General features: G+C 69.7%; 12 protein-coding genes. 3 read left to right on the forward strand and 9 right to left on the reverse strand.

The annotated features are described in order from the left end of the window. The first annotated feature begins 6 nt into the window (after positions 1–6). Positions 7–1422, forward strand: a complete 1416-nt coding sequence (locus ASG17_RS01270; protein WP_056098219.1) for an SLC13 family permease — start codon at positions 7–9, stop codon at positions 1420–1422. Positions 1423–1429: 7 nt separating this feature from the next. Here ASG17_RS01270 and xth read toward each other — a convergent pair whose 3' ends face one another. The 3 genes from xth to ASG17_RS01285 form a co-directional block, all read right to left on the reverse strand. Continuing rightward, a complete protein-coding gene (gene xth, locus ASG17_RS01275) occupies positions 1430–2227 on the reverse strand; it encodes an exodeoxyribonuclease III (protein ID WP_056098221.1) in 798 nt (265 codons plus the stop codon). 231 nt (positions 2228–2458) lie between these two features. Next, complete coding sequence (locus tag ASG17_RS01280; RefSeq protein ID WP_056098930.1) at positions 2459–3082, reverse strand: outer membrane lipoprotein carrier protein LolA; 624 nt, start codon at positions 3080–3082, stop codon at positions 2459–2461. Between the two features lie 198 nt (positions 3083–3280). Next, entirely contained in the window at positions 3281–5674 is a 2394-nt protein-coding gene (locus ASG17_RS01285) for a DNA translocase FtsK (protein ID WP_056098223.1), read from the reverse strand. A 135-nt stretch (positions 5675–5809) separates the two neighbouring features. On the opposite strand from ASG17_RS01285, the gene ASG17_RS01290 reads away from it, so the two are divergent. After that, positions 5810–7063, forward strand: coding sequence for a UbiH/UbiF/VisC/COQ6 family ubiquinone biosynthesis hydroxylase (locus tag ASG17_RS01290; protein WP_056098225.1), 1254 nt, complete (start codon positions 5810–5812; stop codon positions 7061–7063). A 130-nt stretch (positions 7064–7193) separates the two neighbouring features. On the opposite strand, the gene ASG17_RS01295 is transcribed toward ASG17_RS01290, so the two are convergent. From ASG17_RS01295 to sdhC, 5 genes are read right to left on the reverse strand one after another with little or no spacing between them, the layout of a single operon-like run. Continuing rightward, entirely contained in the window at positions 7194–7514 is a 321-nt protein-coding gene (locus ASG17_RS01295; RefSeq protein ID WP_056098227.1) for a 2Fe-2S iron-sulfur cluster-binding protein, read from the reverse strand. After that, on the reverse strand, positions 7514–8317 hold the full coding sequence (locus ASG17_RS01300; protein WP_056098229.1) for a succinate dehydrogenase iron-sulfur subunit: 804 nt from the start codon (positions 8315–8317) through the stop codon (positions 7514–7516). The genes ASG17_RS01295 and ASG17_RS01300 overlap by 1 nt, the downstream gene beginning before the upstream one ends. A 1-nt stretch (position 8318) precedes the next feature. Next, on the reverse strand, positions 8319–10103 hold the full coding sequence (sdhA, locus tag ASG17_RS01305) for a succinate dehydrogenase flavoprotein subunit (RefSeq protein ID WP_056098231.1): 1785 nt from the start codon (positions 10101–10103) through the stop codon (positions 8319–8321). Positions 10104–10109: 6 nt separating this feature from the next. After that, a complete protein-coding gene (sdhD, locus tag ASG17_RS01310; RefSeq protein ID WP_235560329.1) occupies positions 10110–10514 on the reverse strand; it encodes a succinate dehydrogenase, hydrophobic membrane anchor protein in 405 nt (134 codons plus the stop codon). Then, complete coding sequence (gene sdhC / locus ASG17_RS01315) at positions 10511–10975, reverse strand: succinate dehydrogenase, cytochrome b556 subunit (RefSeq protein ID WP_200935009.1); 465 nt, start codon at positions 10973–10975, stop codon at positions 10511–10513. The genes sdhD and sdhC overlap by 4 nt, the downstream gene beginning before the upstream one ends. 196 nt (positions 10976–11171) lie before the next feature. Here sdhC and ASG17_RS01320 point away from each other — a divergent pair, with 196 nt between their 5' ends. After that, a complete protein-coding gene (locus ASG17_RS01320) occupies positions 11172–11744 on the forward strand; it encodes a hypothetical protein (RefSeq protein ID WP_056098234.1) in 573 nt (190 codons plus the stop codon). 173 nt (positions 11745–11917) lie between these two features. On the opposite strand, the gene ASG17_RS01325 is transcribed toward ASG17_RS01320, so the two are convergent. Continuing rightward, positions 11918–12337, reverse strand: a complete 420-nt coding sequence (locus ASG17_RS01325) for an HIT domain-containing protein (protein WP_056098236.1) — start codon at positions 12335–12337, stop codon at positions 11918–11920. Positions 12338–12433 lie beyond the last annotated feature (96 nt).

Raw genomic sequence — 12433 nt, forward strand, 5'->3', positions numbered from 1 at the left:
CGGCCCATGACTTTCGATCAGATCGTCGCCCTGGCGGTGCTCGTGGGCGTGGTCGGCGTGCTGATCCACGGGCGGGTCCGCGCCGACGTCGTCGCCCTGACCGGGGCCGCCGTCTTGCTGTTGCTGGGCGTCGTGCGGCCTGTGGAGGTGCAGGGCGCCTTCGCCAGTCCGGCGGTCATCGCCCTGGCCGGCCTGTTCGTCATCGCCTACGCCATCGAGCTGTCGGGCCTTCTGGGCCTGCTGATCCGCCAGGCGACGCAGCTGGCCGCCCGGATCGGCGCGACGGGCATCTGGATCGTGATCGGCCTGTGCGGTTCGGTCGGCGGCTTCCTGAACAACACGCCGGTGGTGGTGCTGGCCGCGCCTGTGATCCGCGACGTGGCCCAGTCCCTGCGGCTGTCGCCCAAGCGGTTCCTGATGCCGCTGAGCCACGTCACGGTGATGGGGGGCCTGCTGACCCTGATCGGCACGTCCACCAACCTTTTGGTCAACGACATGGCGCGCAACGCGGGCCAGCCGGTGTTCGGCCTGTTCGAGATCACGCCGGTGGGCCTGTCCATCGCGGTGGTCGGGGGTCTGTGGCTCTATTTCGTCGGCGCCCGTCAGCTGGGTCGTGCGGTCGCCAAGGACGAGGCAGAGGCCGCCCGTCTGGCCGAGCTGGAGGCGGCGCAGCGTGCGGAGGCCGCAAAGGCGAAGGCCGCGAAATCCCGTCGCCGCGCCCTGCCGTTCGGGCTGCCCCGGCTGGGCGAGGCGCGAAACCAGTCCGACGGGTCCGGCGACGCGCACCTGGGGGACGTTGACCTCTACGGCGCGGCTGACCGAGCCTTCCGCGTCCGGCCGGCGCTGATCTCCCTGGGCGTCTTCCTGATCGTCATCATGGCGGCCGGCCTGGGCTGGGCGCCGATCGCGGCCTCGGCCTTCGCCGGCGCCGTGGCGCTGATCCTGCTGAGGGTGATCACGCCCGAGGAGGCCTATGCCGGGCTTCGGCCCGAGATCCTGCTGCTGATCGCCGGAATGGTGGTGGTGGGCACGGCCATCGAGGTGACCGGCCTGGCCGCCGCCGGGGCCGAGCGTCTGATCGACGTGATCCGCCCGATGGGGCCGCTGGGCGCCCTGATCGTGCTCTACGGGGTGACGCTGTTCGCCACGGAGCTGTTGTCGAACGCCACGGTGGCGGTGCTGATCACGCCCATCGCCGTGGCCCTGGCCGAGAGCCTGGGGGTCGATCCAAGGCCGTTCCTGGTGGCCGTCATGATGGCGGCGTCGGCCGCCTTCGCCACGCCGTTCGGCTATCAGACCAATGTCCTGGTCTTCAACATGGGCGGCTACAGCTACATGGACTTCGTGCGCGTCGGTCTGCCGCTGAACCTGATCACCTGGGTGGCGGCCATGATCGCCATCCCGATCTTCTTCCCGTTCTGACGCCGGATCAGACGTCCAGGTCCACGGTCACCGGGGCGTGGTCCGATGGCCGTTCCCATTCACGCACATCGTCGTGGATGCGGGCGGTGTCCTTGACGACGGCGCTGGAGAGACCCGGCGAGGTCCAGATGTGGTCCAGGCGCAGGCCGCGGTTGGACTTGCGGAAGTCCTGGGCGCGATAGCTCCACCATGACGCCAGTTTCTGCGGCTCCGGAAAGCGGTCGCGCAGGACGTCGGCGAAGCCACCCGCCTCCTGCAGCCGGTTCAGGGTCTCGACCTCGATCGGCGTATGGCTGACCACCTTGGACATGTAGCGGTGGTTCCAGACGTCGTTCTCGCCCGGCGCGATGTTGAAGTCGCCGGCCAGCACCAGCGGCGCGGCTTTGTCCCTCTGGGCGATCTCGGCGGTCAGCCGCTCGTAGAAGTCCATCTTGTGATCGAACTTGGGGTTCAGCGCGCGGTCGGGCAGGTCGCCGCCCGCCGGGATGTAGAAGTTCTGAATGTCGACGCCCGCGACCTTGGCCGAGACGCAGCGGGCGTGGCCCAGCTTGCAGACCTCCAGCGTGGTGTTGTCGTCGATCGGCAGGCGGCTGGCGATCGCCACGCCATGCCAGCCCTTCTGGCCCGCCACCCGCATGTGCGGCAGGCCCATCGCCTCGAAGGCGGCGCGGGGAAACTGGTCGGTGGTGCATTTGATCTCCTGCAGCAGCAGGACGTCGGGCGCGCGCTCGGCCACGAAGCGGGCGACCTGATCGATCCTCAGGCGGACCGAGTTGATGTTCCAGGTGGCGATGCGCAGGGTCATGGCGGGGGGCCTAGCAGGGCCCTAGACCAGAAGGAATGCCGGACGAAGAAACGCCCGGCCTCTGCGGAAGGCCGGGCGATTGAAGTTTTGTCTCGCCGCCGGGAGGGGATGACGTCCGTAGCGGTCAGGTCCGCGAACGGGCCTTGTGGTCACAATGTCACACGATCGAACAAAGTCAACGCACGGAATGCCGCAACTTGCCTGTGGCGCGAATTACACGCCGACAGCGGATCAGTTCCGGCCCGGGCGGCGCGTCGGGTCGGTCAGGCGGAACAGGCCGGCGTCCAGACCCGGCGCGGGCGACAGGGTCGTCAGCTGGGTCCGCGTGCGGGCGCCTTGCGGGTCGGTGATGGTCCATTCGCGCAGGCGGCCGCCGGCGAAGGCCAGCACGACCGAGCCGTCGTTGGGCCGCCGCGCATCGCGCACGGTCAGGGCATAGGCGCCCGAGTCCATCCGCGTCACACGGTCGATCCGCACCCCCTGGTCCAGCCGCACGTTGCGCGACAGGAAGGTCGAGAGAGGGGTGGAGCCCAGCGGCACCTGGCGGAAGTTGTTCAGCCGCGGGTCGTAACGCTTCACATTGTAGCCGTCCGACACGACCAGCAGGCCGGCGGGCGTGGTGTATTCGAAGCGCATCTTGCCGGGGCGTTGCAGATAGAAGCGGCCCTCGCGGCGCTGGCCGCCCGCGCCGGTCTCGACAAAGCCGCCCTGTGCCGTCGTCATGGCCTGCAGATAGCCCTGAGCCTGCGCCACGACGGCGCGGTCCTCGGCGGACAAATTGGACTGCGCGAACGCAGGCGCGGCCACGGCGGTGGCGACGAGGCTGAGCCCAAAGGCGCGGCGGGACAGGATCATGGTCTTTTCTCCCATTCGGGATGGATTGGTCAGGACGCCGTTCTGGTCGTGCGGCGCGGCGTCGTCATGACCCAAGCCTGACCATATTCCGGCGGTCCGATGAAGCCCCGTTCATCGGAAGCGGTCACAACGCCGGGATAGCGGGGCGGTTGCCTGCGGACTTCCCTCTGCCAGCGGGGAGGGCTTGTCCAAGACAGATCATGGAAGGGGCGGCGGCCCGGCCAATACCTCGCGCTTGCCCTGGTGGTTGGCGGCCGTGACCACGCCTTCCTGCTCCATTCGCTCGATCAGGGAGGCGGCGCGGTTGTAGCCGATCTGGAGGCGGCGCTGGACGTAGCTGGTGGAGGCCTTGCGGTCGCGGGTGACGACGGCCACGGCGCGGTCATAGAGGTCGTCGCCGGACCCGCCGCCGCCTTCGCCGCCGTAGCCGCCGTCATCCCCGCCGTCGCCGTCCGGCTCGTCGGTGATCAGATCGAGGTATTCCGGCTCGGCCTGGGCGCGCAGGTGTTTGCAGACGGCCTCGACCTCCTGGTCGGTCACGAACGGGCCATGCAGACGGGTGATGCGGCCGCCGCCGGCCATATAGAGCATGTCGCCCTGGCCCAGCAGCTGCTCGCCGCCCTGTTCGCCCAGGATGGTGCGGCTGTCGATTTTGGAGGTGACCTGGAAGGAAATCCGCGTCGGGAAGTTGGCCTTGATGGTGCCGGTGATGACGTCCACCGACGGGCGCTGGGTGGCCATGATCAGGTGGATGCCGGCGGCGCGGGCCATCTGGGCCAGACGCTGCACCGCGCCTTCGACGTCCTTGCCGGCGACCAGCATTAGATCGGCCATCTCGTCCATCACGACGACCAGATAGGGCATGGGCTCGGGACGGATCTTCTCGCTCTCGTAGACCGGGCGGCCCTGCTCGTCGAAGCCGGTCTGGACCGTGCGCTCGAAATGCTCGCCCTTGGCCAGGGCCTCGCGGGCGCGGTCGTTGTAGCTGGCGACGTTGCGGACCCCCAGCTTGGACATGCGGCGATAGCGGTCCTCCATCTCGCGCACCGTCCACTTCAGGGCCACGACGGCCTTCTTGGGATCGGTGACGACGGGGGCCAGCAGGTGCGGGATGCCGTCATAGACCGACAGCTCCAGCATCTTGGGGTCGATCATGATGAAGCGGCACTCGGCGGGGGAGTGGCGGTACAGGATCGACAGGATCATGGCGTTGACGCCCACCGACTTGCCCGAGCCGGTGGTGCCGGCGATCAGCAGGTGCGGCATGCGCGCCAGATCGGCGACATAGGGCTCTCCGCCGATGGTCTCGCCCAGGGCCAGCGGCAGCAGGTGGCTCTGCTTGTCGAACTCGCCGGATGCCAGCAGGTCGCGCAGGTAGACGGTCTCGCGCTTCACATTCGGCAGTTCGATGCCGATGGCGTTGCGGCCCTGGACCACGCTGATCCGGCAGGCGCGGGCGCTCATCGAGCGGGCGATGTCGTCCGACAGGGCCACGACGCGGCCGTGCTTCACGCCGGGGGCGGGCGCCAGCTCGTACAGGGTGACGACGGGGCCGGGACGGATCTGGTCGATCACGCCGCGCACGCCGAACTCGGCCAGCACCTCCTCCAGCAGCTTGGCGTTCTGTTTCAGCGCCTGCTCGTCAACCATTGACTGACGCGCCTCTGGCTTCGCCAGCATGCCCAGCGGCGGCAGGTCGAAATCGCCCTCGGGGCGGACGAAATCGAAGGCGGCCTGATTGTCGTCCGCAGCGCGCTTGGAGGTCCGGGTCGCCTTGGGCGCGGCGACGCGGGGCTCGGCGACGGCGGGCTGGGCGGCGCGAGGCGCGGGCGCGACCAGCGCCTCCTCCCAAGGCGGCGAGGCGTCGTCGGAAACGATCGGCTCGGGTTCGGCGCGGACGCGCGGCGCACGCTCGGCCTTGGGCGGCGCAGCGGCCCTGCGCGGCTGACGTGGGGCAGGCGCGGCGGCCGGACGGCGCAGACCCTGCGCCCAGGCGACCGCGTCACCGGCGTCCGACAGGCGCAGGCTCAGGGCGTAGACGCCGCTGGCGATCGCGCCCAGGCCGAACAGAACGCCCGCGATGGCGCGCCCGGCAGGCAGGCCCAGCGCCTCGGCCAGACCGTCGATCATCCCGACCAGACCGTCGCCCCACAGGCCGCCCAGACCCGAAACCAGCGGCCAGCCCTGCGGATGGGGCAGGGCCGACAGGGCGGCGGACAGCAACAGGACGCAGCCGGTCGCCGCGAGGCTGCGCGCCGGGGTCGCCTTCAGGCGGAACTGCAGCGTTTCGCCCAGCGCCCCGGCCAGGCCGAAGACGCCGATCAGCAAGGCGGCCGGCCATGCGGCCAGGCCCAGCGACTGCATGAAGATGTCGGCGAACAGGGCGCCTTGGCGGCCCAGGATGTTGTGCACATCGCCCGATCCGGCCGCGTTCAGGCTGGGGTCCGTCGGGCTCCAGCTGGCCAGGGCGGCCAGCAGCAGCACGGCCAGCAGCACCTGCGCCACGCTGCGGAACCGGCGCATCCACGGCGCGGCCCACAGGATGCGGGCGCCGGTCCAGGCCTGACGGCTGAAGGCGAGGGCGGTGGACATGGGACGGGCGGGCCTCGGGCGGACGGACTTCGGGCGATGGTTCGGCCCCAGTGTCGCGCGCGAGGGTTAAGAGGCTGTTCACCACGACGTCCGCCGGGGCTGGACGCCGTCGCCCCGCGGCGCGACAAGCGGGCCATGGCCCAACAGTCATACGACCTGATCCTTTCCGGCGCCGGCCTGGTCGGCGCGACCCTGGCCCTGGCGGCGCGGCAGGCAGGCTTGAGCGTGCTGGCAGTCGATCCGCAGCCGCTGGCGCTGCAGGCGGCGCCGACCTTCGACGGACGCTCCACGGCCATCGCCTTTTCGACCTTCCGGATGCTGGACGCCCTGGGCGTCGGCGAGGCCTTGCGCCCGCACGCCTGCCGCATGGACGGCATCCTGGTCACCGACGGCCGGCGCCCGGGCGCCGCGACCCGGCCCGCCGGTCCCGCCTTCCTGCGCTTCGACGCCAGCGAGATCGGCGACCGCACCGATGGGGAGCCCCTCGGCTATCTGGTGGAGAACCGACATATCCGCGCGGCGCTGGGACAGGCGCTGGGCGCGTCCGACATCGACATCCGAGCGCCGAACCGCCTGACCGGTATCGACGTCCAGCCCGGTCGAGCCGTCGTCACGCTCGATGACGGCTCGACCGCCTCAGCGCCGCTGGTCGTCGGGGCCGAGGGGCGCGGCTCCTTCGTTCGCCAGAACGCTGGCATCGGCGTCACCGGCTGGGGCTATGGCCAGAGCGGCGTGGTCGCGACCGTCCGCCTGGGGCGCGACCACGGCAATGTGGCGCACGAATACTTCCTGCCGGGCGGTCCCTTCGCCATCCTGCCCCTGACCGACCAGCGCGCCAGTCTGGTCTGGACAGAGACTACCCGCCGGGCCGAGGCCCTGCGGGACGCGTCGGACGCCGCCTTCCAGTCGCACCTGATGCGCCGCTTCGGCGAGTTTCTGGACGGCGCCACGCCGGTCGGGCCGCGCTTCGTCTATCCGCTGGCCTTGCAGATGGCCGAGCGGATGACGGCGCCGCGTCTGGCGCTGGTCGGCGACGCGGCCCACGCGGTGCATCCGGTCGCCGGACAGGGCCTGAACATGGGCCTGAAGGACGTCGCCGCCCTGGCCGAAGTGCTGGGCGAGGCGGTGCGTCTGGGCGAGGATATCGGTTCGGAGACGGTGCTCGAGCGCTACGCTCGCTGGCGCCGGTTCGACAACGCGGCCCTGGCGGCCGGTTTCGACGGCTTCGTGCGCCTGTTCTCGAACGACATTCCGCCGGTGCAGCTGGCGCGCGGTCTGGGGATCGCCGTGGTCAACCGTATCGCGCCGCTGCGGCGCGCCTTCATGCAGGAGGCGGGCGGCGCTATGGGGGATCTGCCGAGGCTGCTGAAGGGCGAGGCGCTGGTCTGATCGATCTCCGCCCGCTGGGCGGAGACAGGCGACGAAGTCGCCAGAGGCGGGCCCGATGAAGAGGCCGCGTCCTGAACCTGCCCGCCTCTGCTCGCTGCGCTCGCTGTCTCCGCCCAAGAGGCGGAGAGCTTTAGTGCTGGTTCTCGGGCAGGCGCACGACCAACCCGTCCAGGGCGTCCGTCGCGCGGATCTGGCACGACAGGCGCGAGTTCGGCTCGACGTTCTCGGCGAAGTCCAGCATCGACTCCTCCATGGCCGAGGGCTTGCCGGTCTTCTCCAACCAGGCCTCGTCGACATAGACGTGGCAGGTGGCGCAGGCGCAGGCGCCGCCGCAGTCCGCGTCAATCCCCGGCACATTGTTGCGGATCGCGCCTTCCATCACGGACAGGCCGGCCTTCACCTCGACCGCGTGCTCGGTCCCGTCATGTTCGATGTAGGTGACCGCGGGCACTAGGCGGTCGCCTTGGACTTCTTGCGGCTGGGCGCGACCATCAGCTTCTTGGTCTCGGCGATGGCCTTGGCGGGGTTCAGACCCTTGGGGCACACCTGGGCGCAGTTCATGATGGTGTGGCAGCGATAGAGCTTGAAGGGGTCTTCCAGGTCGTCCAGGCGCGCCTGGGTCTGGTCGTCGCGGCTGTCCGAGATCCAGCGATAGGCGCCCAGCAGGGCGGCCGGGCCCAGATACTCTTCCTGATTCCACCAGTAGCTGGGGCAGGAGGTCGAGCAGCAGGCGCACAGGATGCATTCGTACAGGCCGTCCAGCTTCTCGCGCTCGGCCGGGGTCTGCAGTCGCTCCTTCTCCGGGTCCGCTTCGTCGGACTGAAGATAGGGCTGGATGCTGTCGTACTGGGCGTAGAACAGCGTCAGATCGGTCACCAGGTCCTTGACCACCGGCTGGTGCGGCAGGGGGCCGATGGTGATGGTGTCGGACCGGCACTCGGCCATGCCCTTGGTGCAGGCCAGGGCGTTGCCGCCGTCGATGTTCATCGAGCAGGAGCCGCAGATGCCCTCGCGGCACGATCGCCGGAAGGTCAGGGTCGGATCGATGGTGTTCTTGATGTGGATCAGGGCGTCCAGCAGCATCGGCCCGTGGTCGCCGGCCGGCACCTCATAGACGTCCCAGCGCGGATTGGCGTCCACCTCGGGATCGTAGCGATAGACCTTGTAGGTCTTGACGTCCTTGGCCCCGGCGGGAGCCTTGTGGACCTTGCCCTTGGCAGGCGTGGACTGACGGGGGAGGGTGAGAGCGACCATCTTAGTAAACCCGCGCCTTCGGCTCGATGTAGGCGATGTCGTCGGTCATCGTGTAGCTGTGGACCGGGCGGTAAGCGATCTGGACGCCCTCGCCCGGCCGTTTCCACGACAGGGTGTGCTTCATCCATTCCTTGTCGTCGCGGTCCGGGAAGTCCTCGCGCGCGTGGGCGCCGCGCGATTCCGTGCGGTTCAGGGCGCTTTCGATGGTGACGACCGCCTGGGCGATCAGGTTGTCGTATTCCAGCGTCTCGACCAGGTCAGTGTTCCAGATCAGGCCGCGGTCGGTGGTCTTGATGTCGGCGCCCGCGGCGTCGATGGCGCGCAGCTTGGCGACGCCCTCTTCCAGCGTCTTGCCGGTGCGGAACACCGCCGCATCGGCCTGCATGGCCTTCTGCATCGACAGGCGCAGCTCGGCGGTCGGGGTCGAGCCCGAGGCGTGACGGAAGCGGTCGAAGCGTGCCATGTGGCGCTCGTCCTCGGCCGTAGAGACGCCCGGAACGGGTGCGGCCTTGTCCACGATCTCGCCGGCGCGCAGGCCCGCCGCGCGGCCGAACACCACCAGGTCGGTCAGGCTGTTGGAGCCCAGACGGTTGGCGCCGTGCACCGAGACGCAGGCCGCTTCGCCCACGGCCATCAGGCCCGGCACGACGGTGTCGGCGTTGTCGCCGACCTTCGTCAGGACCTCGCCGTGATAGTTCGTGGGGATGCCGCCCATGTTGTAGTGGACGGTCGGCAGGACGGGGATCGGCTCCTTGGTCACATCGACGCCGGCGAAGATCTTGGCGCTCTCGGAAATGCCCGGCAGGCGCTGGTGCAGGATCTTCGGATCCAGGTGGTCCAGGTGCAGGAAGATGTGGTCCTTGTTCGGGCCCACGCCGCGGCCCTCGCGGATCTCGATGGTCATGGAGCGCGAGACCATGTCGCGCGGGGCCAGGTCCTTCACGGTCGGCGCATAGCGCTCCATGAAGCGCTCGCCTTCCGAGTTGGTCAGGTAACCGCCCTCGCCGCGCGCGCCCTCGGTGATCAGGCAGCCGGCGCCATAGATGCCGGTCGGGTGGAACTGCACGAATTCCATGTCCTGCAGCGGCAGGCCGGCGCGCAGCACCATCGCGTTGCCGTCGCCGGTGCAGGTGTGGGCGCTGGTGGCGCTGAAGTAGGCGCGGCCGTAGCCGCCGGTGGCCAGGATCACCAGCTTGGCGCGGAACCGGTGCATGGTCCCGTCGTCCAGCTTCCAGCAGGTCACGCCGGTGCAGGCGCCGTCCTGCATGATCAGGTCCAGCGCGAAGTATTCGATGAAGAACTCGACCTCGCGGCGCACGGACTGGCCGTACAGGGTGTGCAGGATGGCGTGGCCGGTGCGGTCGGCGGCGGCGCAGGTCCGCTGCACCGGGCCCTCGCCGAAGTTGCGGGTCATGCCGCCGAAGGCGCGCTGATAAATCTTGCCCTGGTCGGTGCGGCTGAAGGGCACGCCCCAGTGCTCCAGCTCATAGACGGCCTTGGGCGCGTTACGGACCAGATATTCGATGGCGTCCTGGTCGCCCAGCCAGTCCGACCCCTTGACGGTGTCGTACATGTGCCACTGCCAGCTGTCCTCGCCCATGTTGCCGAGCGAGGCGGAGATCCCCCCTTGCGCCGCCACGGTGTGGCTGCGGGTCGGGAAGACCTTGGTGACGCAGGCGACCTTCAGCCCCTGCTGGGCGGCGCCGAGCGCGGCGCGAAGGCCAGAGCCCCCGGCGCCGACAACGACGACGTCATATTCATGATCGACGAACTGGTAGGACGACATTCGGTATCAGACTCCGACGCCGGCAGGCAGCGGGGCCGAGCCCAGCGCCAGGCGCACGATGAAGAAGACGGCGGCGGCCGCGATCACCAGGAAGATAAGATTGATCACCGCCAGCAGAAGGGTCTTGGTCCCCGGCTTGTGGATGTAGTCCTCGACGATCACCTTCCAGGCGATGCTGGCGTAGGCGCAGAAGATCAGAACCGTCGCGGCCAGCAGCACGGCGTTCACAGGGCTGCGGAACCACACCATCACCGCGTCGTAATCGGCGCCGGTCAGGGTGAAGACGGTCGACAGCAGCCAGACGCCCAGCGGGATCAGGGCGAACAGGGCGACCCGCTCGGTCAGCCATTCGGCGGCGCCGTGCCGCTCGGACACCTTGACCATCTTTCGGAACGTAGCGAGCTCGCTCACAGCGCGACCCTCCCGGCAGCGAACAGGATCACCCAGAAGACGACCGCCAGCGGGATCGGGCCCCAGACCGCGATGGCGGACAGGGCGTTGGCCGACTTCACCGTCAGGCCGTTGCCGGTGTCGTTATAGCCGTGGCGGGCGCCGTTCAGGATGAAGGAGATCAGCACAACCGTCAGGCCGAAGCCGACGATCAGGCCCAGAGGCGAGGCGGCCAGATCCAGCAGGGTCGCGTATGCGCCGGGTCCGAAGGCGACCGCGCCCAGCCAGGCCACCAGGAACAGGGCGCCGACGCTGATCGCGCCGATCGTCGCCCGGAACAGGATCGAGGCGGCCATGGTGATGTGCCAGCGCCAGATCTGAAGGTGCGGCGACAGCGGCCGGACACGGCCGTTGGGCTGCACGACGAACCGATGGGTCTGGTCGTCCGCGGCGTCGCCCGCGTCCCGGGAGGAGCTCGACATGCGAATAGTTCTCAAAGCCGTTGAAAATCAAGGAAGCGGCGTTGGCGACAGGCTTTAGTGACCGGCGCGGCGGGGTGTCAACGAAGTGGCGCGGGTTTGTGTGCGTTGCGGCGCCGGAGAGGGGAGCTCGGGTCACGTTTTCGCGTATCGGGCGGCCGGACTGGCGGCGACGGGCCGGTCGCGGCAAAAGGGCGGGATGATCGTTTTTCTGACCGTGCTCGCGTTTCAGACGGCCTATGCGCAAGGCGGCGCGGCCGAGGAATACCAGGCCCCGGTGGTGCGCCCGTTCGAGCCGACCGGCGCCATCGACGCCGCGCAAAGTCCCGCTCAGGGAGACGCCCCGCCGGGCCCGGGCCGCGCCACGCCCGACCGGCCGGTCACCGTCGACGGCTACCAGCGCAGCTATGAGGCGCCCCAGAGCGACGGAGAGGTCGCCTATCAGCAGGGCGTTATCCAGGCCGAGATGAACGCCGACGCCCTGTCCGGGCCGTTGGATGGAACCTGGCTGGTCCGCGACGGCGCGGGACGGACGGTGCTGCGGCTGGTGCTGAACGATCGCGGCGGCGGCCGCCCGGTCGAAGGCGCCTGGATGACCGACCCCGCCTCCGGCCGCCACGCCGCCGGCGTCATCGGCCCCATCACCCAGGATGGCGTCCACGCGGCCCTTTCGCTGGACGGCGAAGGCCGCCTGATCCTGGAAGGTCAAGGATCGGGCGTCCTGGAACGCGACGGCCGCCGGGAGCCGGTGACCCTGGTCCGGCCGGGCTGAACCTAGATTCTCCACCGCTCTTGGGCGGGGGAGGGGGACCGCGAAGCGGTGGAGGGGGCGAAAGCTGGGTGCGGGGTTGGATGGTCGGCGGCGGTGGACGCCCTCGCCCCCTCCCCCGCTAAAGCGGTCCCCCTCCCCCCCGTTTCGCTGCGCTACACGGTGGAGGATCTCGCTCAGCTCTCAGCGATCAGCCTCAGCGCCTCCGCCCTGACCGCTTCGTCATACCGCTCCGCCGGCCCTCGCCCCCACACCGGATCGGGCCACAGAGCATCATCCCGCCGCCGCCCCACCACATGCAGGTGCAGCTGCGCCGTCACATTGCCGATCGCGGCGGTGTTCAGCTTGTCGACCGGCCGCCCCAGCCGCTGGCTCAGCGCCCGCACCACCTCCCCGGCCCGCAGCGCCTCGTCCCAAAGCGCCGCCCGATCCGCGCCCGCCAGATCGCCCAGCTCCACCATCCCCGCCCGCCGCGGAATCAGGATCAGCCACGGAAACCGCGCATCGTCCTGCAGCCGCACCTGACACAGCGGCCAGTCGGCGGCGAAGACGGACCCGGCGTCAAAGGCGGGATCGGCGGTGAAGGGCGTGCTCATGGCCCCCAGCCTTGCAGCGGCGCCGTCGCGGGTCTAGACGCCTGCGCGTCTTTCCTCCCCAAACCCCCTCGGAGGCTCACGTCGCGTCAAGCGCGA

The sequence above is a fragment of the Brevundimonas sp. Leaf363 genome, assembly GCF_001424025.1.
GTDB lineage: Bacteria > Pseudomonadota > Alphaproteobacteria > Caulobacterales > Caulobacteraceae > Brevundimonas.

Excerpts from the sequence above, each read along its gene's own strand:
- sdhC (WP_200935009.1), bottom strand. The coding sequence starts at position 10,975 with ATGTCGAGCTCCTCCCGGGACGCGGGCGACGCCGCGGACGACCAGACC.
- sdhA (WP_056098231.1), bottom strand. The coding sequence starts at position 10,103 with ATGTCGTCCTACCAGTTCGTCGATCATGAATATGACGTCGTCGTTGTC.
- xth (WP_056098221.1), bottom strand. The coding sequence starts at position 2,227 with ATGACCCTGCGCATCGCCACCTGGAACATCAACTCGGTCCGCCTGAGG.
- ASG17_RS01320 (WP_056098234.1), top strand. The coding sequence starts at position 11,172 with ATGATCGTTTTTCTGACCGTGCTCGCGTTTCAGACGGCCTATGCGCAA.
- ASG17_RS01325 (WP_056098236.1), bottom strand. The coding sequence starts at position 12,337 with ATGAGCACGCCCTTCACCGCCGATCCCGCCTTTGACGCCGGGTCCGTC.
- ASG17_RS01290 (WP_056098225.1), top strand. The coding sequence starts at position 5,810 with ATGGCCCAACAGTCATACGACCTGATCCTTTCCGGCGCCGGCCTGGTC.
- ASG17_RS01270 (WP_056098219.1), top strand. The coding sequence starts at position 7 with ATGACTTTCGATCAGATCGTCGCCCTGGCGGTGCTCGTGGGCGTGGTC.
- ASG17_RS01300 (WP_056098229.1), bottom strand. The coding sequence starts at position 8,317 with ATGGTCGCTCTCACCCTCCCCCGTCAGTCCACGCCTGCCAAGGGCAAG.
- ASG17_RS01280 (WP_056098930.1), bottom strand. The coding sequence starts at position 3,082 with ATGATCCTGTCCCGCCGCGCCTTTGGGCTCAGCCTCGTCGCCACCGCC.
- ASG17_RS01285 (WP_056098223.1), bottom strand. The coding sequence starts at position 5,674 with ATGTCCACCGCCCTCGCCTTCAGCCGTCAGGCCTGGACCGGCGCCCGC.